The following is a 20,675-nucleotide window of genomic DNA, read 5'->3' on the forward strand; positions in this document are numbered from 1 at the left end:
CACTCAATGAACAGATGGTGGGCAAGGCAAGATTAGTCATTAAGTTTAGTCGATAATTGGGACGGCAAATAGGGTATTTATAGTTGGCATGTGACAGCAAGTGACAGCAAGTGAACTATTTTTCACTAAGCCATTGGGTGGAATAAATTCTATTTTAACTGGCGGGGTAAATGCCATTACCTGACAAAATGGCTATCAGGTAATGGCGATAAAGGCAGAGGTTATGACGGGCTATCCATCGAACCGAAGCGGCCACTGTTAAAGTCAGCAATGGCTTCGTTGATCTGTTGCTGGGTATTCATCACAAATGGCCCGTAACCGACAATAGGCTCATCAATAGGTTCGCCACTGAGCAACAGCAGCAGAGCGTCATTATTGGCCTCGATAGTCACGGTGCTGCCCGCCGCGTCCAGCAGCACCATTTCGGCATCACGGGCAATGGCATCACCATTAACCAGCACACTACCTCGCAGCACGATCAAGGCGGTGTTCCAGCCAACAGGCAGGGAGAACTCAGCACTTTTCCCCTGATTTAGCCGGATATCCCAAACGTTCAGTGGTGAGAAGGTGTGAGCAGGGCCCTGTTCACCGGCGTAATCACCGGCGATAACGCGCAGGCTACCGGCATCCTCAGGTAACGCGACCTGAGGAATGCTTTCACTGCCAATAGCCTGATAGCCCGGCGCGGTCATCTTGTCTTTGGCTGGCAAGTTGACCCACAGCTGCACCATTTCAAAGGCACCGCCACGCTGAGCGAAAGTCTCTGCATGAAACTCTTCATGCAGAATTCCGCCACCCGCCGTCATCCACTGAACATCACCGGGGCCGATAATGCCGCCTTTGCCGGTTGAATCACGATGCTCAACTTCCCCATGATAGACAATGGTGACTGTTTCAAAACCGCGATGCGGATGTTGCCCAACACCCCGGCGATGGGTGGTTGGCGTGAAATCCGCAGGTCCGGCGTAGTCTAACAATAGGAAAGGGCTAAGCTGTTTGCCATGGCTCTGATAGGAGAACAGTGAGCGCACCGGGAAACCATCACCCACCCAATGTTGGCGTGGCGCACGATATATGCCTTGGACTTTTTTCATCTTAATCTCCTTACAACAGCATGAATAGGGTATAGCAGCCTTGCGGTAAAACGCACCAGCTGCAAGTTGAAGAAAGTATATATTTGGGATAATTTAAGTGCCAGATAGCAAAATTAAGCATCAGTGTCCTATTATTGGAACAATGATAGTGACGATGGCAGGATAACAACGAGACAGACATGCAAGATCTCAATGATCTCTACTATTACGCCGAGGTAGTGGAACACGGTGGTTTCAGTGCCGCAGCGCGGGTACTGGGCTTACCAAAATCAAAGCTCAGTCGGCGAGTGGCACTGCTGGAAGAGCGATTGGGGGTGCGGCTCATTCAGCGCTCAACGCGGCGCTTTGCGGTGACAGACGTCGGGCGTACCTATTACGAGCATTGTAAGGCGATGCTGGAAGAGGCGCGGGCCGCTCAGGAGTCAATTGATTTAACCCGCGCAGAGCCACGAGGCGTGGTGCGCATCACCTGTCCTGTGGCGCTGTTGCAGACCACCGTCAGTAGCATGTTGGCGGATTTTATGGCCAGTTGCCCCTTGGTGACCCTCCATCTTGAAGCGACCAATCGACAGGTGGATTTGGTGGCGGAAGCCATTGATATTGCCATCCGTGTGCGGCCACCGCCGTTGCAAGACAGTGACCTGGTGCTGAAGGTGTTGGGCAATCGCTGTCAGTGCCTGGTGGCCAGCCCTGAATTGATCACCCGACAGGGCGCCGTCACGGCTCCTGCGGATCTGAGTGGCTGGCCGAGCCTCGGATTAGGGCAACCCCAGCAGGAGTTTATCTGGCGTTTAGACGGGCCAGAGGGGGCACATGCTGCCATTTATCACCAGCCACGACTGGTCACCGCTGACATGACCACACTGCGCAGTGCAGCACAGCGTGGTGTCGGGGCGGTACAACTGCCAGTGATGATGGTGGCAGAGCAGCTGGCACAGGGGTCATTAGTTCGGCTATTACCGGCTTGGTCGCTGCGCCATGAGATTATTCATGCAGTCTTTCCATCACGGCGCGGTCTGCTGCCCTCGGTGCGCAGTGTGCTGGATTATCTGGCACTGCGTTTTAGCCAACTGGATGACCGATAAAAGTAGGCCATTATGGCAAATCAGTGTTTAGGGTAGATCAATGTTTATGGCGGTGATGTGAATCGGGAAAATGGGGATGAGTGTGCGTCATTGGGCGGTGTTGGTGGCGATGCTTATGCGGCACGCCGGTGACAATGGGGAGGTCATGTGAGTGGTGGTGATGCTCGTCATGGATATGCGTGTGCTCGTGTTCCAACTCATCATGAATATGTTGATGCTCATGCTGTTCCGTCAGATGCAGCCAAATGCCTAGCGCCATCAGTAGGCCCGCCAGAATCAATGGTAGCGTGACAGTGTCACCCATGATGACGGCTAATACCGCGCCTAAAAAGGGGGCAATAGAAAAATAAGCGCCAGTGCGTGCCGTACCAAGATGGCGCAAGCCAATGACAAACAGCGCCAGACTCACGCCATAGGCGAAAAATCCGACCAGTAGGGCGCCCGCCAGATTTGCCAGTGGCGGTAAAGTTGCGCCGAGCGCAAAAGCTAAGCTGAGATTCACCGCGCCAGCCACCAGACCTTTGACGGCGGCAATCCAGGTGGCATCCGTCAGCGAAACTTTGCGGGTCAGATTATTATCGATACCCCAGGCAAAACATGCGCCCAGGATCGCCAGCGTAGGCCACAGGCCAGTAAAACGCGCTTCGCCCGGCCAGCTTAAAATGGCCGCGCCAGCCACAATCACTATCATGCCCAGCGCAATACGGCGGTCAAAATTCTCTTTGAAGGCGAACCAGGCTAGCAGGGCGGTGAACACCCCTTCGGCATTGAGCAGCAAGGATGCACCCGAAGCTGGCATGGCGGTGAGGCCAATCATCAGTAGCACCGGAGCCACAATACCCCCCGCCGTAATCGCGCCGATAAACCACAGCAATTCGTTACGCGGCAGGTTGACGGCAGCTGCGCGCGTGATCAGTCGATAGAGCGCTAACCCTGCTCCTGAGCCAAGATAGAGTAAGCCCGCCAGCAGCCACGGGCTGACGGTATTGAGTAATTGCTTTGCCAGTGGGGTGCCGGCACCAAATAGCACCGCAGCGGTTAATGCTGCCAGGACACCCGGCTGCCGTAGTCCATCATGCCATTTCATGGGGTTAACTCTGAGGATCATAAGGAGAGCTAATTTTAGCGCAAGAGAAGGCCGGAAAACCGTTTCTGCATCAGAAATTATTGATCAGAAAAGAGTCACCGGCCATTTTAGCTTAATTATCAACTGTCTGTTTATGGAACAATTCGCGGAAGACCGGGTAGATATCTTCAGGTTCACGGATATGTTGCATGGCAAAATTCTCAAATTTCGCCTGTAGATCTTCATATTCACGCCACAGAGTTTGGTGAGCGCGGCGGGTTATCTCAATGTAGCTGTAGTAACGCACCATCGGCAGCAGTTTTTTCGCCAGTAACTCATGACACAGCGGTGAGTCATCGGCCCAGTTATCCCCATCAGAGGCTTGGGCGGCATAGATATTCCACTGTGCAGGATCGTAACGCTCCTGAACCACCTCATCCATCAGCTTCAGTGCGCTGGAGACGATAGTCCCACCGGTCTCTTGCGAATAGAAGAACTCTTGCTCATCCACCTCTTTGGCTTGCGTATGGTGGCGGATATAGACCACATCAACGTTTTTATAGGTTCGGCTCAGGAACAGATAAAGCAGGATGTAAAACCGCTTTGCCATATCTTTGGTCGCCTGATCCATCGAACCGGACACATCCATCAGACAGAACATCACCGCCTGACTGGATGGTTCAGGCCGTTTTTCATAGTTTTTATAGCGCAAATCAAAAGTATCAATAAAAGGCACACGGGCGATTTTTTGCTTTAACTCGGCAATGGCTTTACGTACTCGCTCCTCTTCCAGCAATTGCGCCGGTTCAGAGTTTTCCAACAGACTGAGTGTCTCTTCTAACTCACGCAGCTCGCGGCGCTTACTGGCCGTCATGGCGGTACGCCGAGCCAGTGAGTTTTGCAGCGAGCGAACCACACTGATATTGGCCGGCACTCCATTAGAGGTGTAACCCGCGCGGTGGGTTTTAAATTCTGTTAGCTGCTTATACTGATTTTTCTTCAGGTTAGGCAGGGCGAGATCTTCAAACAGCAAGTCAAGGTACTCATCTTTGGAGATCTGAAAGACAAATTCATCCTGGCCTTCACCGTCCTGACCCGCATTCCCCTGACCGCTTCCGCTACCACCGCCGCCACCTGGTGGGCGTTCGATACGGTCATTGGTGACAAAATGGTCATTGCCAGGGTGTACCCGGTGACGTAACCCGCCCCGCCCCTGATGGAACATTGGCTCATTAATATCATCAATAGGTATCGAGACTGACTCACCACTCTCAATATCAGTAACCGACCTTTTGTTGATGGCATCGGAAATCGACTGTTTAATTTGCGACTTATAGCGGCGCAAAAAGCGCTGGCGATTAACCATGCTTTTGTTTTTGCCGTTAAGTCGTCTGTCAATAAAGTAGCCCATATATCCCCCAAACGACTCCGCCTGCATTTTCCACGTTGTTGCTGTGTTGGCTGCTTTCACTCACCCCAGTCACTTAGTGGACTAAGCTCCTGGGGCCTCATTCAGTTGCCGTCTTGCCACAGGGTTATGACGATTTTCTGACTCGCAGATACCATTCACACAGCAAGCGAACCTGCTTGCGGGTATAACCTTTCTCCATCATCCGATCGACAAAGTCATCATGTTTTTTCTGCTCATCCGTTGAGGTCTTGGCATTAAACGAGATAACCGGCAGTAACTCTTCGGTGTTAGAGAACATCTTCTTCTCAATCACCGTGCGCAGCTTCTCGTAACTGGTCCAGTTTGGATTGCGGCCACTGTTATTCGCTCTGGCGCGCAACACAAAGTTGACGATTTCATTGCGGAAATCTTTCGGGTTGCTGATACCCGCAGGTTTTTCAATCTTCTCCAGTTCAGCATTCAGCGCCTCACGGTCAAACAGTTGCCCGGTGTCTGGATCTCGATACTCCTGATCCTGAATCCAGAAGTCGGCATAGATAACATAGCGGTCAAAAATGTTCTGACCATACTCAGAGTAGGACTCCAGATAAGCAGTCTGGATCTCTTTACCGATAAATTCGGCGTATTTCGGGATCAGATAGCCTTTCAGGTGCTCAAGGTATTTCTCCGCCACATCCTGCTGGAACTGCTCACGCTCGATCTGTTGCTCCAGTACATAGAAGAGGTGTACCGGATTGGCCGCAACTTCAGCATGATCAAAGTTAAACACTCGGGAGAGGATTTTAAAGGCGAAACGGGTAGAGAGACCGTTCATCCCTTCGTCCACCCCGGCGTAGTCTCGATACTCCTGATAAGACTTGGCTTTCGGATCGGTATCTTTCAGACTTTCACCGTCATACACCCGCATCTTGGAGTAAATGCTGGAGTTTTCTGGCTCTTTCATCCTGGAGAGAATCGAGAAGCGGGCCAGTGTTTCCAAGGTGCCAGGGGCGCAAGGTGCATGGGTCAACTCACTGTGATTCAACAGTTTGTCGTAGATCTTGATCTCTTCTGATACACGCAGGCAATAAGGAACCTTGACGATATAGACACGGTCAAGAAATGCCTCATTATTTTTGTTATTACGGAAGGTGACCCACTCTGATTCATTCGAGTGGGCAAGAATAATGCCGCTGAATGGCAGGGCGGATATCCCCTCAGTACCGTTATAGTTCCCTTCCTGAGTGGCCGTCAGCAGGGGATGCAGCACCTTAATCGGCGCTTTGAACATCTCGACGAACTCCATAATCCCTTGGTTAGCACGGCATAAAGCACCGGAATAACCATAAGCATCGGGGTCGTTTTGCGCATGGTTTTCCAACTTACGGATATCAACCTTACCCACCAGCGCAGAGATATCCTGGTTGTTTTCATCGCCAGGTTCCGTCTTCGCTATCGCAATCTGTTCAAGAATCGAAGGCCAGACTTTAATCACTTTAAACTTAGTGATGTCCCCGCCAAAATCATGCAGGCGCTTGGCCGCCCACGGCGACATAATGGTGCCGAGATAACGGGTCGGGATGCTGTACTCTTTGGCCAGAATCGCCGCATCTTCTTGCGGGTTGAACAAACACAAAGGGTGGTCATTGACCGGGCTGCGCTCGCCATTGGCACTTAAAATATAGATAGGCACCCGCTGCATTAGTGCTTTTAGGCGTTCAGCCAGTGATGACTTACCACCACCCACTGGGCCGAGTAAATAGAGGATCTGTTTCTTCTCTTCCAGCCCTTGAGCGGCGTGTTTGAGATAGGAGACTATCTGTTCTATGGCCTCTTCCATGCCATAAAACTCTTCAAAAGCAGGGTAACGGGCTATAACCCGGTTAGAAAATAGCCGAGACATGCGGGACTCTAGTGCGGTATCGACCATGACTGGCTCACCAATAGCCATCAGCAGACGCTCAGCCGCATTGGCATAAGCACTGCGATCTTGCTGGCAGATGGTGAGGAACTCCTGCAGTGTGAACTCTTCGTCCTTGGCCGCCTCATAGCGTTGGCGATAGTGATCAAATATGTTCATAGCGATGCCCGTCCTGTTTGAATGGTTGGGAACATAAAATAGTAGTAGCGCTTTATTGGGTTAAAATTTTGAAACTACTACCTTATTGTTATGGTCGCGTCTCCTCTAAAGGTCAAGTTAGTCTTAACCGACGATTTGCCACCCATAGAGCAATAAATAACCATTGTTCGGTAATTAAAGCTATTTTTTATTTCATTGTCAGTGTTTTATATATGAGTAATTGAACTTATCTATTTGAATATCTCGTTATTTTATTGTGATCAAATCGACGTAAATTTTTGGTTATCACCCGTCCAATAATTGATGGTAAGTTGTACAGGCAAGATGAATGTCTGACTAAGCTGTGTAAAGATTTCGCCACTGGCAACCAATTGATTTACACTAAGTTAACTAATTATTTTTTACCAAAGGGATTTTATCTGTGAGAAAGAGTTATCTAAAAGTGAAACAAATAAAAACATTGGCTGTATTGGCAGTGGCTACGGCTGTTTGTATGCCGACGGCAATGGCGGGAACCTGGTCTCTGGGGGCTTCTGCCTTAGTGAGCCCTGACCCTTATCGTGGCAAGAATGACCGCGTCTATCCGGTCCCGATCATCTCTTATGAGAGTGATAACTTCTACTTCCGCACCTTGGCTGCCGGCTATTACCTGTGGAATGATGATAGCAACCGCCTGTCAATCGATGCTTATTTTCTGCCGCTGCACTTTAAGCCGGGTGACAGTGATGATTACCAGATGCAGCAGTTGGACAGACGTCGCAGCACCATGATGGCCGGTATGTCATATTCTCATATTGAGGATTGGGGCACCTTGCGTGCAGCCTTCTCGGGTGATGTGCTGGATAACAGTGGCGGCTTTATCGGTGATTTCGCCTACCTTTACCGCTATAGCGTCGATAGCTGGACACTGACACCAGGTGTGGGTGTGAGCTGGAGCAGTGGCGATCAAAACAGCTACTATTACGGTGTCAGCAGCAGGGAGTCTGCCCGCAGTGGCTTAGCGCAATACAACCCAAGTGACAGCTGGGCACCATATCTGGAGTTATCAGCTAACTACAATATCAATCCAAATTGGAATGCTTTCTTTACTGGCCGTTACATGCGTTTAGCCAATGAAGTGAAAAATAGCCCAATGGTTGATGCTTCATACAGTGGCGTGTTGTGGACGGGTGTGACCTATAGCTTCCGCTAATTTAGCGTAGATGATATTTGAGGTTGATGACAAACCTATTTTGTCACTCCGAAACTGGCGGGGCGACTGCACCGATGGGCGCTCCGACGGCTCACGCCGTTACGACCCATCCGGCACATTTCCCCGCTTATCAACTTTGTCAGCAGTCAGAAATGGGGCATAGCGCCCCATTTCTGTTTCTAATAGCGGATAGCGCTATTAGCCATTTTTACGGCTGCGAATGGTCATGGCGAGACGCGCGGGGGCATCAGCAGTCGCGACCAAAGGCTGATTCACGCGCGCTGTTTCCACGCAAACCATTGTTTTATAGCCATCATTTGGCATATCCACCATGCTGCTAGACAACTCAGCCCCTGGATTCCAGGCAACCACATCACTTTGGTGATGATGGTGTACTTCAATGGTGCGTTTCAACGCGGCATCTTTGATCAGGCTGTAGGCATCTGGCTTGGTGTAGATACGGTCAGTTTGACCATCAAACACTAAGTCGCCTTGCTGTTTCGCATCGGCAATTTTCAGCACTTTATCGAGATAGGTATCACCTAAGCCACTGATCTTAATCTGGCTTATGTCGCCAATCTGGAAGTAAGTATGTAACGCCGCAACCGCCTGATAATCGCCGTGTGATTCCAACTCCATTTCGCACTCTTCACCCAACTTAAAGCGGGCAATCAAAGTGAATGGATGAGGCCAGAATTTGCGTGAAGCATCACTGTCTTCCAGGGTGAAGGTCAAAATCACGCCATTTTCATTTTCATCATGGGCACTGAGGGTCCATGGCAGAAGACGTGCAAAACCGTGTGACGGTTGTGCTGATGGGCCAAACCACGGCCAGCATATTGGCACACCACCGCGAATAGCGACACCGTCCTTAAATGGCGTGTTATTACTCAACCAAATAATCGGTTGTTCACCACTAGGTTGATAGGCTAATAAGTGTGCGCCCTGCAAGCTCACTGCCGCACGCACCTTCGGATGGGAAACAACCACGATGGGTAATTCATCCAACTGGCGTTGGCTGATGTAAGGTGAAATTTGTTCAACAACAGGTAGGGTGAATACTTTCTCGTTCATTCGTTTGGCCTTATGGGAAAGGGAGCTTGGGATCCATTGAACTTCAGTCTTTCGATAATATCACAGGCTTTAAATCTTGCAGCAAATGCAGGGCGTCGTTGTAGTAACTTATTGATATTGCGCAACTAAAATAAAAAAGCCACCCGAAGGTGGCTTTTGGCAGAGCTCGACATCAATCCAATTATTTGGAGATGTGAGAGATCAGATCCAGAACTTTGTTTGAGTAGCCAGTTTCGTTATCGTACCAAGAAACCAGTTTCACAAAGTTGTCATTCAGCGCGATACCTGCTTTAGCATCGAATACTGAAGTCAGTTTTTCGCCGTTGAAATCGGTAGAAACAACGTCGTCTTCGGTGTAGCCCAGAACGCCTTTCAGCTCGCCTTCTGAAGCTGCTTTGATTGCAGCACAGATCTCTTTGTAAGAAGCTGGTTTTTCCAGACGTGCAGTCAGGTCAACAACAGAAACGTTAGGAGTAGGAACGCGGAACGCCATACCAGTCAGTTTGCCGTTCAGTTCTGGGATAACTTTACCTACTGCTTTAGCAGCACCGGTAGAAGAAGGGATGATGTTCTGGGATGCGCCGCGGCCGCCGCGCCAGTCTTTGTGAGACGGGCCATCAACAGTTTTCTGAGTTGCGGTAGTTGCATGAACCGTGGTCATCAGCGCTTCAACGATACCGAACTTGTCGTTGATAACTTTAGCCAGTGGAGCCAGACAGTTTGTGGTGCAAGATGCGTTAGAAACGATCTCTTGGCCAGCGTATGCCTTGTGGTTAACGCCCATAACAAACATAGGGGTGTCATCTTTAGAAGGACCGGTCAGAACAACTTTCTTCGCGCCAGCAGCGATGTGCTTACGTGCAGTTTCGTCGGTCAGGAATAGGCCAGTTGCTTCAGCAACAACGTCAACCTTAACTTCGTTCCACTTCAGGTTAGCCGGATCTCTCTCTGCGGTAACACGGATGGTTTTACCGTTAACAACCAGATGGCCGTCTTTTACTTCTACAGTACCGTCGAAACGACCGTGGGTAGAGTCGTATTTCAGCATGTACGCCATGTAGTCAGCGTCCAACAGATCGTTGATTGCAACGATTTCGATGTCAGAACGTTCTTGAGCAGCACGGAAAACAATGCGACCGATACGGCCAAAACCGTTGATACCTACTTTGATAGTCATATATTCCACCAGCTATTTGTTAGTGAATAAAAGGTTGGTTGTAAAATTACAAAAACCTTACCGAGCGTCAAGCGGAATCGTGTCAATTATTGCTACAAATCAAACCAGGGTAGGTAGATTGAACATTAATCGCGCGTTTCCAGATACGATTAGCCTCATTTTTATATTGGGGCGAATTATTCAGTTTAAAGTGAGAATCCATAATATTTGAGATTTTTATCACATTTATACCGTTAACACCTCGATGGCATACAGTTTAGGACAATTTTAAATGCTTTGTTGTTAATTTTTTGTTATTATTAGACGTTGTTTTCGTTGACTTTATTCCCTGCCAGAGAATCGCACAAATGGCTAAAGAGCTGAACCCTACAGAAAATATTGAGAAACTCTCCGATATTCAGCGGCATGTCACCCAGCAACGGGGGACGGAAGCGCCTTTTAGCGGCAAATTGCTGCATAACAAGCGTGATGGCGTCTACCAGTGTCTGTGTTGTCACCAGCCACTTTTTATCTCAGAATCAAAGTTCGATTCTGGTTGCGGTTGGCCGAGTTTCTATCAGCCGCTTGATGCAGACTCTATCCGCTATGTTGATGATTACTCACATAATATGCATCGCGTGGAGATTCGTTGTGGCAATTGTGATGCGCATTTAGGGCATGTTTTCCCTGATGGGCCACAGCCTACCGGTGAGCGCTATTGCGTAAATTCGGCGTCACTGAATTTTGTTGACGATCAAAATGGCGAGCAAATAGCGGGCTAAATAGCTGTTAATGTCACAATTTGGCGTATGAAAAATCGATTCAGCTTATTATTCATTTAGCTAAGGATGCTCTGATGGAGCTTGAAGATCTGATTTCAGTGATGACACCTGAAATTTACCAGCGTTTAGTCCAGGCAGTCGAGCTGGGTAAATGGCCGGATGGTGTGGCGCTGACACCGAAGCAGAAAGAGAACAGCCTGCAAATGGTCATGTTATGGCAAGCACGTCATAACGAGGATGCACAGCATATGAGCATTGGCACCGATGGCCAGATAGTGATGAAAACCAAGCAAGAGCTGAAGCAGCAATTTAGCCAGCCGACATTGGTTAAACTGAAACCAGAGTAGGGCACTGCCTGCAAGCTGATTGGCAAATGTAATATCTGTGCGAATCAATGGAGCCTATCTGGCTCCGTTGATGCTTATACCACCAAGCGGTTATCCACGAGTGGGATTAATTTCAGCCACAAATTGTGCCAGCGTTTGTAAGTCAGCCCCCGCCTTGCTCATCACATCAAACGCTTGCTGGCTATCCTGCGGTTGTAAATTTACGCCGCGGCAACCGTCACTGATGACCGTGGTTTGATAACCTAAAGATAATGCATCTAGCACGCTGTATTTTACGCAGTAATCTGTTGCTAGCCCCATAATATACAAGCGATCTATACCTTGCTGCTGCAACCAATCATCCAGCGCTGTTTTACTCCGCCGACCATTGTCAAAGAAAGCGCTATAGCTATCGACGTCAGGATCTTGCCCCTTGCGGAAGGTGGCGGTGATGGCCTCTTGCTGCAATTGCGGATGCCAATCAGCTCCCGGCGTATGCTGCACACAATGTACTGGCCACCAGACTTGTGGCAGCCCATTCAGCTCCCCGATAGTACCCGGCACCGCATTCGAATTGATGGCAAAGCTACGGTGGTCCGCAGGGTGCCAATCCTGGCTGGCGATAACGGCTATCTGTTGCTGGAGGCAAGCATTAATGGCCTGATTCGCAATGGCAATCACGCGATCGCCATCGGTCACCGCCAGCGCCCCGCCGAGGCAGAAATCATTTTGCAGATCAATTAAAAGTAAGGCTGTGTTCATTGATACCCCGTAGGATCACTGAGTGTCGGTTAATTCCCCACGCAGGTTTTGTTGCATTAACCGGCGAATGTCTTCAGGGGATAGAGATTGGCTCAACAAATAGTGCAGCTTGGTCAGTGCCGCTTCAACCGTCATGTCAAAGCCACTGATCACCCCGGCATGAGCCAACGCATTGCCGGTCGCATAACCTTCCATATTGACGCTACCAGAGATGCATTGCGTCAAATTGATCACCACAATGCCGCGTTCGCTGGCGTTTTTTAACTCGTCGAGTAACTCCGCTTTTTGCGGCGCATTTCCCACGCCATAGGATCGCAAAATCAGTGCTTTCACTGGCTGCAACAGGAAGTTACGCACCACAGCCCCGGAAATGCCGGGGTAGATAGTGACCACGCCAATGGGTTGCGGTGTAATGTTATGGACGATTAATGGGCCGCTATTGAGTGGTGATTCAACTGATGCGATTCGCCGAATGTGGATACCTGCCTCGAGCAGAACGGAGAGATTCGGCGAGGCGAAAGCATCAAAGCCATCAGCATGGGCTTTCGTGGTGCGATTGCCGCGAAACAGTTTGTTATTAAAGAATAAACTGACCTCATTCACCGGGTGGTTGGCCGCCAGATAGAGGGCATTGAGCAAGTTGGTTTGCCCATCAGAGCGCAGCTCCGCCAGGGGGATCTGGGAGCCGGTGACAATCACTGGCTTGGACAAATTTTCTAGCATAAAGGAGAGCGCCGAGGCGGTAAAAGCCATGGTGTCGGTGCCATGTAAAATAACAAAACCATCGTATAAATCGTAATTCTGTTGAATATCATTGGCGATATGCTGCCAGTCTTCCGGCGTCATATCTGAGGAATCAATCAGTGGCGCATATTCATGGATAGTAAAATCGGGCATTTCAGGCCGATGGAACTCAGGCATTAGGGCAAGTTGGCGTTGCAGATGACCGGACACCGGAATGTATCCGTTTTCCGAGCGTTGCATACCAATAGTACCGCCCGTATAGGCAACATAAATAGATTTCTTCTGCATGAGCAATGGGACCTGAAAAGAGACTAAATGAGATGGAGGGATTATAGGGCGACTGGCGAGGAAAAAAAGCCCGACAGATGTCGGGCTAAGTTATTTTATGCTTTGACTAGCGGACATCACCGCAACTGAGGCATAAGGCATAACGGCTCTGTGGGTCATTCAGCGTATTAAGCAAGCTCGGCTGCTCTTTTACAGCTTGTGCCATGGCTGATATCGGTGCGGGTAACCATGCCTGAATAGCGGCAGGCAACATCGCCTGAACTGACGCACTCATTTGGCCGAAAATTAAGTCACTTAGGCTAGGTTCATCAACAAACCAATTCAACTGCCACGTTTTCAGTTTCGCCAGTTCGGCCACTTTCTTCACCGCATCATCAAAGTCACCTAATTGATCCACCAGGCCATTATTTTTAGCATCAAAACCAATCCACACATGGCCTTGAGCGATTTGATCCACTTGCTCTACAGTTTTGTGACGCGAGGTTGCGACCAGATCAATAAAGGTTTTATAGCCATTTTCGATATTAATTTGCATCATCTGAGAGAACTCAGGTGGCAAGTTTTTGGTAATGGAAATATCAGCCAGGGGTGAAGTCGCCACACCGTCGGTATGGACACCAATACTTTCGAGTGAGTTCTGGAAGGTATTAATCACCCCGAAAATACCGATTGAACCCGTGAGGGTGCTTGGGCTGGCGACGATATAGTTAGCTGGCGTTGAGATCCAGTAGCCACCGGAAGCGGCCATGCCACCCATTGACACCACCAATGGCTTATTAGCCGCACGTAAGGCTGACAACTCAGAGCGAATCAGCTCAGAGGCGCTTACGCTGCCTCCAGGGCTGTTGACACGCAAGATAACGGCTTTGATTTTCGGATCAAGACGCGCCTGACGGATTTGTGCCGCCAATGCATCACCACCGACGTTTCCTGGCGTCTGTGGGCCATCCATGATGGCACCGTTAGCAAAGATAACCGCTATCTGCTCGCCTTGTTGTGGAGCGGGTGTCGGTTGATAGTCATAAATACTGATATAATTGAAATCATTACTCTTTTTATTCCAACCGAAGGTTTTGATTAGCTCACTTTCTACGTCAGGACGTGAAGCCAATTGATCAACCAGTTTGTTGTCCAGCGCATACTTAGCCGTTGAACCACCGGCGGCTTGCAATCCACTGATAACACCTGCGGCACCGGGGAAGAGTTGCTCAGGTGTTAATTGCCGATTAGCGGCAACAGCGGTGAGATAATTTTGCCATAGCCCACCAATCCAGCGGCTGTCAGCTTCACGGGCTGCTGGTGACATATCATCGCGGATCATCGGCTCAACCGCAGATTTAAAAGTACCCACGCGGAAGATATTGGTGGTGACTTTGAGTTTTTCTAGCAACGATTTGTAATAGAGATTATTGCTGGCAAAACCATGTAGGTCGACGACACCTTGTGGTGACAGATAGATTTTATTGGCGAAGCTGGCTAAATAGTATTGATTCTGATTATAGCTGTCGCCAATGGCGTAAATAGGTTTGCCACTGTCACGGAATTCTCGAAGTGCTTTACCGATATATTGCAACGAGGGCTGATCAGCGCCAGTAAAGTCGCTCAGTGACAGTACTATGCCATTAATATTATTATCGTTTTTGGCGAGACGAATGGTTTCTACCACATCAAACAGCGAGTTTTCTTGTAATCGATTACTGGATGCCCCTAATAACTCGCGGCCCCATTGGCGCAACTTATTATTCACCGCCGGTTGATCAACCACCACGCCACTTAAATTAACTAATAATGCACCTTTTACCGGCTCTACCGGCTTAGTTTGGAACTGTAGGTAAACGCCGACACCGATTAAAATTAACAGTATAAGAAAAAGATTAAGAATAAATTCTCTGACAAAATTCAATAGACGCCAGGTCCACTTGAAAAAGCCAGAAAAAATTCGCCACAAAGTGTGCATGTTATCTCCAACAAAACGGTGCAAGTACGGCTATCCTAATGACCTGACGTACAAAAGTCAGCTTTAAATCTCAGAGAAACCTAGCTTATAGGTCAACACTGGTAACAAAACGACAACTTATGCTACCGTGATGAAAATGAAAATCGTTATCAGGAGAAAATGATGGATGCGTTGGAACTACTACTTAACCGCCGCTCGGCGTCCCGCTTAACCACCCCAGCCCCGGCAGGAGAGGCATTGGACCATATTATCCATGCGGCTATGCGTGCGCCAGATCACGGAACATTACAGCCGTGGCGCTTTGTTTTAATCGAAAATGATGGTTTGGAACGTTTTAGTCAATTGTTACAAAAAGCAGTTGAACACGATGGTGCCGATGAGACGGTATTGGCAAAGGCGAAGCAGGCACCTTTCCGCGCACCTTTAATTATCACGGTGATTGCACATGTAACGGAAAATCCGAAAGTACCCAACTGGGAGCAGGTGGTTTCTGCCGGTTGTGCGGTACAAGCGATGCAGATGGCGGCTTTAGCGCAAGGCTACAATGGCATTTGGCGTACCGGCTCCTGGACCCACCATCCGGTAGTCCGTCAGGGTTTTGCTTGCCGTGAACAAGATGAAATTGTTGGCTTCCTCTATCTCGGCACACCACTATTAAAATCTGCGACGAAAGTGACGCCACCTGATCACAGCACTTTTGTTCGCCATTTCTAATTGGTATACGTTTTTCTCAGGTTTTCTTTTGCAGCTTGTGGTTTTTATCGACCACAAGCTGCGTTTTCGCCTGCTTTGTGACCAACCTATCTGCCCAACAGCGGCTCTCTACTTACCAAGCCACGCCATAGGCGCTACCATAGGCACCCTGGATACTTGCCCTATAGCAGCATTCCGGACTAAATAGTTTACTGATTGATTAAACTGCTTATTACTGACCACCAGACGGGAGAGTGTTATGACATCGCCAGCGATACGTCTTACTCAATACAGCCACGGAGCGGGTTGCGGTTGCAAAATTTCACCTAAAGTGTTGGATAAAATTTTGCATTCTGATCAACAGAAATTTCTCGATCCCCGTCTGCTGGTGGGAAATGAAACACGTGACGATGCGGCGGTTTATGATATTGGCAGCGGCGTCGGTATTATCAGCACCACCGATTTTTTCATGCCGATCGTTGACGATCCCTTTGATTTTGGCCGAATAGCCGCCACCAATGCCATCAGTGATATCTATGCGATGGGCGGCAAACCTATTATGGCCATTGCGATCCTGGGCTGGCCGATTGATAAATTGGCCCCAGAAATAGCTCAACAGGTGATCGAAGGTGGGCGATCTGTTTGCCAGCAGGCGGGTATTTCTCTGGCGGGCGGTCACTCCATTGATGCACCTGAGCCAATTTTCGGTTTAGCGGTCACTGGTATTGTCAGCACTGAGCAGGTGAAGAAAAATAGTGCAGCCAAGGCGGGTTGTAAGCTGTTTCTGACCAAGCCGCTAGGTATCGGCATTCTGACCACGGCAGAAAAGAGAAGCAAATTACGACCTGAGCATCAAGGGATGGCGACTGCAACCATGTGTCAGTTGAATAAATCTGGCGCTGATTTCGCCCATATTCCTGGGGTGACGGCAATGACGGATGTGACCGGATTCGGTCTGCTGGGACATTTGAGTGAAATTTGCCAAGGTTCCGGGGTGCAGGCCACGCTGCATTTCTCCGCCATTCCACGCCTGCCCGCCGTTGAAGAGTATATTACCGAGGGATGTGTGCCGGGGGGGACGGAACGTAACTTCGACAGCTATGGTCATCTGATTGGCAAAATGTCTGATTTACAGAAAAAATTATTATGTGATCCGCAAACCTCTGGCGGCTTGCTGTTAGCTGTGTTGCCTGAAGCTGAAGCCGATGTGCAGGCCATTGCTGCGCAACATGGTTTGATACTCAGCCCCATTGGCGAGTTAAGCTCGCTGGATGGTAGCCGGGCACTGATTGAGATTACACCGTGACCTTTTCTTTGACATATTTACGCGGTGAATGATGCGACTTTTTATTGCCGAAAAACCGAGCCTGGCGCGGGCGATTGCCGATATCTTGCCAAAGCCGCATCGTCGGGGTGATGGATTCATTGCCTGTGGTAATGATCAAATGGTGACCTGGTGTGTGGGGCACTTGCTGGAACAGGCCCAACCGGATGCTTACGATAGCCGCTATGCCCGTTGGTCACTGGCTGATTTACCGATTATTCCTGAAAAATGGCGGCTACAACCACGCCCGTCAGTCAGTAAACAGTTGAATGTTATCAAACAGTTGTTACAGCAGGCTGATGAAGTAGTTCACGCGGGTGACCCTGATCGCGAAGGGCAGCTTTTAGTCGATGAAGTTCTGGATTACCTCGATTTGGTTGCCGAGAAACGGCAAAATGTGCGCCGTTGCCTGATTAACGATTTAAATCCGCAAGCGGTTGAACGTGCGGTGGAGCGCCTACGTTATAACCGGGAATTTATTCCCCTGTGTGTCTCCGCCTTGGCACGGGCTAGAGCTGACTGGCTCTACGGCATTAATATGACTCGAGCTTATACTATTCTCGGGCGCAATGCAGGCTATGACGGTGTTTTGTCCGTCGGCCGCGTGCAAACACCGGTATTGGGGCTGGTGGTACGTCGTGATGAAGAGATTGAAGATTTCATCCCCAAAGACTTTTTTGAAGTCAAAGCCCATATCGTCACCCCCGCTGATGAGCGTTTTATTGCACAGTGGCAGCCGAGTGACTCCTGCGAATCTTATCAGGATGAAGAGGGGCGGTTGTTGCATCGCCCACTGGCAGAGCACGTTGTGAATCGCATCACCGGCCAGCCCGCATTAGTCACCGCCTATAATGATAAACGGGAATCAGAAACCGCCCCGTTGCCATTTTCACTCTCGACCTTGCAGATTGAAGCCGCCAAGCGCTTTGGCTTGAGCGCGCAACAAGTGCTGGATATTTGTCAGCGACTGTATGAAACGCACAAATTGATTACGTATCCCCGTTCAGATTGCCGATACCTACCAGAGGAGCATTTCGCTGGGCGTCATTCGGTGCTTAATGCCATTAGCATTCATCAGGCAGATCTATTGCCGCTGGAGGTGATGGAGCGTGATCGCCGTAATCGTTGCTGGGATGATAAAAAAGTTGATGCGCACCACGCCATTATCCCGACCGCGCGGGCGAGTAAAGTGAATCTGACCAGCGACGAGGGCAGAGTCTATCGACTGGTGGCACAACAATATCTGATGCAGTTCTGCCCTGATGCACAGTTTAGAAAATGTGTCATTGAGCTGGATATTGCGGGTGGGAAATTTGTCGCTAAAGCCCGTTTTTTGGCGGAAGCTGGCTGGCGTACTCTGCTCGGCAATAAAGAGCGCGATGAGGAAAACGAAGGCGCGCCGTTACCCGTGGTAGAGAAAGGCGCAGAATTACTGTGTGAGCGTGGTGAGGTTGTTGAGCGACAAACCCAGCCGCCGCGGCCATTTACCGATGCCAGCCTATTATCTGCCATGACGGGTATCGCCCGTTTTGTGCAGGATAAAGAGCTGAAAAAAGTGCTAAGGGCAACGGACGGCTTGGGGACGGAGGCGACACGTGCAGGGATTATTGAGCTACTCTTCAAACGGACTTTTCTGTTTAAAAAAGGCCGCTATATCCATGCAAGCCCCGCGGGAAGGGCATTGATTCACTCACTGCCGGATATTGCCGCGCGTCCGGATATGACGGCGCATTGGGAGTCAACGTTGACACAAATTAGTGAAAAAAACTGCCGTTATCAGGATTTTATGCAACCGCTGGTGGCGACATTGCAAGATTTAATCAGTCAGGCAAAACAAAATCAAAGCCGATCATCTCAGGTGTTCCGTGGGTTGCCAGCCGCACCTGCTGGTGCGACAAAGAAACGTAAGAAAACACCAACCAAGGCCAAGGAGAATAAGTCATGAGAACATGGGTATTGCTGGGTTGTATTGGTTTTGCCTCATTGATCTCCAGTGCGGCAATGGCTAATCGAAACAATGTTGATGTTGTCGTTCCATTACCGCCGGAGGTTTGGAATAACTCATCGAATCGCAATACGAACAATAATCCTTGCACCCGTTGCTGTGTTTACCAAAACCAGAATTACTCGGAAGGTGCGGTATTGCGCATCGAAGGTGAGGTTTTGCAATGTGTGCGTGACGCCAGTGTAGTTGGCACCAATCCACTGATATGGAAAAGATTAACCCGATAATAGGGCTAACCGAATAGTGATTTAGCGTTTTTGGGCAATAAAAGCGTCTAATAGCGGAATATCAGCGGGCGCCAAAGGGTAGTGATAAGCCTCTTGCGGCAACAGCCAAACAATGGCTGAATGGCAATGCAGTATTGGTTCGCCACTGAAGTTTTCAATATGCCAGGCGTGTAAGCGGATGATGTTTTTACCTGAATCCCACTGATTGGTGGCGATATAATCAGTGACTGTCGCCGCAATATTTAACTCTTCGGCAAGCTCTCGTATCAAAGCTTGAGGCTGGTTTTCACCCGCCTCAACTTTTCCACCGGGAAACTCCCACAAGCCCGCTTGATCACTGGATGAGTTTCGTTGAGCTAGCAAAACTTTACCGTTGCGTTCAATAATTGCGGCGACGACATCGATCATTTTTATTTACCCACATCCTGGCACTCAGGGATAAACCAATAGCCCTGCCATTAAGCAAACCACAATATTAGAGTGCAAATTCAGACCAGACAGGGGCGTGATCTGATGGCTTTTCCATTCCACGGATCTCGTAATCAATTCCTGTGGCGATACAGCGGGCAGCTAATGGATGGCTTGCCAGCAACAGATCAATACGCAGACCTCTATTTTCATCAAAGCCCCGCGAGCGGTAATCAAACCACGAAAACTGATCGTTACATTCCGGGTTTGCGGCACGGAATGTATCAACCAACCCCCAATTTTGTAACTGCTCCAACCATGCACGCTCTTCAGGTAGGAATGAACATTTACCGGTACGTAGCCAGCGCTTACGATTCTCTTCACCAATACCAATATCCAGATCCGTCGGGCTAATATTGACATCACCCATAATCAGCAACTGAGAGTCGGCTGAATGCTGTTGTTCCAGATATTGCTGTAAATCTGCGTAGAAACGCTCTTTTGCTGGAAATTTTATTGGATGATCGCGGCTTTCCCCTTGAGGGAAATAGCCGTTAATGACGGTTAAAGGACCCTGTGGTGTAGCAATATCAGCCATGATAATACGGCGCTGAGCATCTTCTTCATCTGTAGGGAAGCCACGGCGCACAGCCAAGGGTTTTTCCTTGGTTAATAGTGCGACACCATAATGGCCTTTTTGCCCATGATAAAAAACGTGATAACCGTGTTGGCTGACATCTTCAAGAGGAAACATATCATCGTGTACTTTTGTTTCCTGCAGGCCGATAACATCCGGCTGATGCTGCTCAATTATTGCGGCGAGTTGATGTGGTCTAGCACGTAGCCCATTGATGTTAAAAGAGACAAACTTCATGGTCAGCACCGTTGGTTCGCTAAGAAATGGCTTCGAATATTAGCAGATACAGGATAAAAATGTAATCCATGAACAGAGAATAGAAGAAAGTGGATAATGTTATATTGTCATTTTTAGATATGGAAACACTATTACGAAATCCAAGATT

The 20,675-nt window shown here is 49.2% G+C and carries 19 protein-coding genes; 8 read left to right on the forward strand and 11 right to left on the reverse strand.

Annotated features, from left to right (window positions below; all coding sequences use genetic code 11):
• Window positions 1–221: 221 nt before the first annotated feature.
• Entirely contained in the window at window positions 222–1,094 is an 873-nt protein-coding gene (locus AACW11_RS04845; protein ID WP_212586187.1) for a pirin family protein, read from the reverse strand.
• A 179-nt stretch (window positions 1,095–1,273) separates the two neighbouring features.
• Here AACW11_RS04845 and AACW11_RS04850 point away from each other — a divergent pair, with 179 nt between their 5' ends.
• On the forward strand, window positions 1,274–2,179 hold the full coding sequence (locus tag AACW11_RS04850) for a LysR family transcriptional regulator (protein WP_212586188.1): 906 nt from the start codon (window positions 1,274–1,276) through the stop codon (window positions 2,177–2,179).
• A 37-nt stretch (window positions 2,180–2,216) separates the two neighbouring features.
• On the opposite strand, the gene AACW11_RS04855 is transcribed toward AACW11_RS04850, so the two are convergent.
• The 3 genes from AACW11_RS04855 to yeaG form a co-directional block, all read right to left on the reverse strand.
• Window positions 2,217–3,266, reverse strand: a complete 1,050-nt coding sequence (locus AACW11_RS04855) for a DMT family transporter (RefSeq protein WP_212586189.1) — start codon at window positions 3,264–3,266, stop codon at window positions 2,217–2,219.
• Window positions 3,267–3,378: 112 nt separating this feature from the next.
• The gene (locus AACW11_RS04860; RefSeq protein ID WP_212586190.1) at window positions 3,379–4,656 is read right to left on the reverse strand and encodes a YeaH/YhbH family protein; all 1,278 of its coding nucleotides are present in this window, start codon (window positions 4,654–4,656) and stop codon (window positions 3,379–3,381) included.
• 124 nt (window positions 4,657–4,780) lie between these two features.
• Window positions 4,781–6,715, reverse strand: a complete 1,935-nt coding sequence (gene yeaG / locus AACW11_RS04865; RefSeq protein ID WP_005278618.1) for a protein kinase YeaG — start codon at window positions 6,713–6,715, stop codon at window positions 4,781–4,783.
• Between the two features lie 493 nt (window positions 6,716–7,208).
• On the opposite strand from yeaG, the gene AACW11_RS04870 reads away from it, so the two are divergent.
• A complete protein-coding gene (locus AACW11_RS04870) occupies window positions 7,209–7,907 on the forward strand; it encodes a MipA/OmpV family protein (RefSeq protein WP_249192893.1) in 699 nt (232 codons plus the stop codon).
• A 198-nt stretch (window positions 7,908–8,105) separates the two neighbouring features.
• Here the strand turns inward: AACW11_RS04870 and AACW11_RS04875 are convergent, their stop codons facing one another.
• Both AACW11_RS04875 and gapA read right to left on the reverse strand, forming a co-directional pair.
• Window positions 8,106–8,981 (reverse strand): D-hexose-6-phosphate mutarotase, encoded by an 876-nt coding sequence (locus tag AACW11_RS04875; RefSeq protein WP_212586192.1) that lies wholly within the window; start codon window positions 8,979–8,981, stop codon window positions 8,106–8,108.
• 181 nt (window positions 8,982–9,162) lie between these two features.
• Window positions 9,163–10,158 carry a glyceraldehyde-3-phosphate dehydrogenase gene (gene gapA / locus AACW11_RS04880; RefSeq protein ID WP_032899016.1) on the reverse strand — a complete coding sequence of 332 codons (996 nt, stop codon included), beginning with the start codon at window positions 10,156–10,158 and terminating at the stop codon, window positions 9,163–9,165.
• Window positions 10,159–10,505: 347 nt separating this feature from the next.
• On the opposite strand from gapA, the gene msrB reads away from it, so the two are divergent.
• Window positions 10,506–10,919, forward strand: coding sequence for a peptide-methionine (R)-S-oxide reductase MsrB (msrB, locus tag AACW11_RS04885; protein ID WP_005279312.1), 414 nt, complete (start codon window positions 10,506–10,508; stop codon window positions 10,917–10,919).
• 74 nt (window positions 10,920–10,993) lie between these two features.
• Window positions 10,994–11,266 carry a YeaC family protein gene (locus tag AACW11_RS04890; protein WP_212586193.1) on the forward strand — a complete coding sequence of 91 codons (273 nt, stop codon included), beginning with the start codon at window positions 10,994–10,996 and terminating at the stop codon, window positions 11,264–11,266.
• A gap of 90 nt (window positions 11,267–11,356) precedes the next feature.
• Here AACW11_RS04890 and pncA read toward each other — a convergent pair whose 3' ends face one another.
• The 3 genes from pncA to sppA all read right to left on the reverse strand — a co-directional run bounded on the left by pncA (window position 11,357) and on the right by sppA (window position 14,996).
• On the reverse strand, window positions 11,357–12,007 hold the full coding sequence (pncA, locus tag AACW11_RS04895; RefSeq protein ID WP_212586194.1) for a bifunctional nicotinamidase/pyrazinamidase: 651 nt from the start codon (window positions 12,005–12,007) through the stop codon (window positions 11,357–11,359).
• A 15-nt stretch (window positions 12,008–12,022) separates the two neighbouring features.
• Window positions 12,023–13,039: an asparaginase gene (gene ansA / locus AACW11_RS04900; protein WP_212586195.1), complete on the reverse strand. Its 1,017-nt coding sequence runs from the start codon at window positions 13,037–13,039 to the stop codon at window positions 12,023–12,025.
• Between the two features lie 106 nt (window positions 13,040–13,145).
• The gene (gene sppA / locus AACW11_RS04905) at window positions 13,146–14,996 is read right to left on the reverse strand and encodes a signal peptide peptidase SppA (protein ID WP_212586196.1); all 1,851 of its coding nucleotides are present in this window, start codon (window positions 14,994–14,996) and stop codon (window positions 13,146–13,148) included.
• Between the two features lie 162 nt (window positions 14,997–15,158).
• On the opposite strand from sppA, the gene AACW11_RS04910 reads away from it, so the two are divergent.
• From AACW11_RS04910 to AACW11_RS04925, 4 genes are all read left to right on the forward strand, one after another.
• Window positions 15,159–15,710 (forward strand): NAD(P)H nitroreductase, encoded by a 552-nt coding sequence (locus tag AACW11_RS04910; protein ID WP_212586232.1) that lies wholly within the window; start codon window positions 15,159–15,161, stop codon window positions 15,708–15,710.
• A gap of 238 nt (window positions 15,711–15,948) precedes the next feature.
• Window positions 15,949–16,995 carry a selenide, water dikinase SelD gene (gene selD / locus AACW11_RS04915; protein WP_212586197.1) on the forward strand — a complete coding sequence of 349 codons (1,047 nt, stop codon included), beginning with the start codon at window positions 15,949–15,951 and terminating at the stop codon, window positions 16,993–16,995.
• Window positions 16,996–17,026: 31 nt separating this feature from the next.
• Entirely contained in the window at window positions 17,027–18,958 is a 1,932-nt protein-coding gene (locus AACW11_RS04920; protein WP_212586233.1) for a DNA topoisomerase III, read from the forward strand.
• The gene (locus AACW11_RS04925; protein WP_212586198.1) at window positions 18,955–19,245 is read left to right on the forward strand and encodes a DUF1496 domain-containing protein; all 291 of its coding nucleotides are present in this window, start codon (window positions 18,955–18,957) and stop codon (window positions 19,243–19,245) included. Before AACW11_RS04920 ends, AACW11_RS04925 begins: the two co-directional genes overlap by 4 nt.
• Before the next feature lie 21 nt (window positions 19,246–19,266).
• On the opposite strand, the gene AACW11_RS04930 is transcribed toward AACW11_RS04925, so the two are convergent.
• Window positions 19,267–19,653, reverse strand: coding sequence for a pyrimidine (deoxy)nucleoside triphosphate diphosphatase (locus tag AACW11_RS04930; protein WP_212586199.1), 387 nt, complete (start codon window positions 19,651–19,653; stop codon window positions 19,267–19,269).
• Window positions 19,654–19,720: 67 nt separating this feature from the next.
• Window positions 19,721–20,527 carry an exodeoxyribonuclease III gene (gene xthA, locus AACW11_RS04935; RefSeq protein ID WP_212586200.1) on the reverse strand — a complete coding sequence of 269 codons (807 nt, stop codon included), beginning with the start codon at window positions 20,525–20,527 and terminating at the stop codon, window positions 19,721–19,723.
• Window positions 20,528–20,675 lie beyond the last annotated feature (148 nt).

Source organism: Yersinia sp. Marseille-Q3913 (genome assembly GCF_963892745.1).
Taxonomy (GTDB): Bacteria; Pseudomonadota; Gammaproteobacteria; order Enterobacterales; family Enterobacteriaceae; genus Yersinia; species Yersinia bercovieri.

Bases quoted from the DNA above. Each gene is read 5' to 3' on its own strand.
- msrB (WP_005279312.1), top strand. From the start codon at position 10,506: ATGGCTAAAGAGCTGAACCCTACAGAAAATATTGAGAAACTCTCCGAT.
- AACW11_RS04930 (WP_212586199.1), bottom strand. From the start codon at position 19,653: ATGATCGATGTCGTCGCCGCAATTATTGAACGCAACGGTAAAGTTTTG.
- AACW11_RS04850 (WP_212586188.1), top strand. From the start codon at position 1,274: ATGCAAGATCTCAATGATCTCTACTATTACGCCGAGGTAGTGGAACAC.
- yeaG (WP_005278618.1), bottom strand. From the start codon at position 6,715: ATGAACATATTTGATCACTATCGCCAACGCTATGAGGCGGCCAAGGAC.
- selD (WP_212586197.1), top strand. From the start codon at position 15,949: ATGACATCGCCAGCGATACGTCTTACTCAATACAGCCACGGAGCGGGT.
- AACW11_RS04855 (WP_212586189.1), bottom strand. From the start codon at position 3,266: ATGAAATGGCATGATGGACTACGGCAGCCGGGTGTCCTGGCAGCATTA.
- AACW11_RS04890 (WP_212586193.1), top strand. From the start codon at position 10,994: ATGGAGCTTGAAGATCTGATTTCAGTGATGACACCTGAAATTTACCAG.
- AACW11_RS04860 (WP_212586190.1), bottom strand. From the start codon at position 4,656: ATGGGCTACTTTATTGACAGACGACTTAACGGCAAAAACAAAAGCATG.
- AACW11_RS04920 (WP_212586233.1), top strand. From the start codon at position 17,027: ATGCGACTTTTTATTGCCGAAAAACCGAGCCTGGCGCGGGCGATTGCC.
- AACW11_RS04845 (WP_212586187.1), bottom strand. From the start codon at position 1,094: ATGAAAAAAGTCCAAGGCATATATCGTGCGCCACGCCAACATTGGGTG.
- xthA (WP_212586200.1), bottom strand. From the start codon at position 20,527: ATGAAGTTTGTCTCTTTTAACATCAATGGGCTACGTGCTAGACCACAT.
- AACW11_RS04910 (WP_212586232.1), top strand. From the start codon at position 15,159: ATGGATGCGTTGGAACTACTACTTAACCGCCGCTCGGCGTCCCGCTTA.
- sppA (WP_212586196.1), bottom strand. From the start codon at position 14,996: ATGCACACTTTGTGGCGAATTTTTTCTGGCTTTTTCAAGTGGACCTGG.
- AACW11_RS04925 (WP_212586198.1), top strand. From the start codon at position 18,955: ATGAGAACATGGGTATTGCTGGGTTGTATTGGTTTTGCCTCATTGATC.
- pncA (WP_212586194.1), bottom strand. From the start codon at position 12,007: ATGAACACAGCCTTACTTTTAATTGATCTGCAAAATGATTTCTGCCTC.
- AACW11_RS04870 (WP_249192893.1), top strand. From the start codon at position 7,209: ATGCCGACGGCAATGGCGGGAACCTGGTCTCTGGGGGCTTCTGCCTTA.
- AACW11_RS04875 (WP_212586192.1), bottom strand. From the start codon at position 8,981: ATGAACGAGAAAGTATTCACCCTACCTGTTGTTGAACAAATTTCACCT.
- gapA (WP_032899016.1), bottom strand. From the start codon at position 10,158: ATGACTATCAAAGTAGGTATCAACGGTTTTGGCCGTATCGGTCGCATT.
- ansA (WP_212586195.1), bottom strand. From the start codon at position 13,039: ATGCAGAAGAAATCTATTTATGTTGCCTATACGGGCGGTACTATTGGT.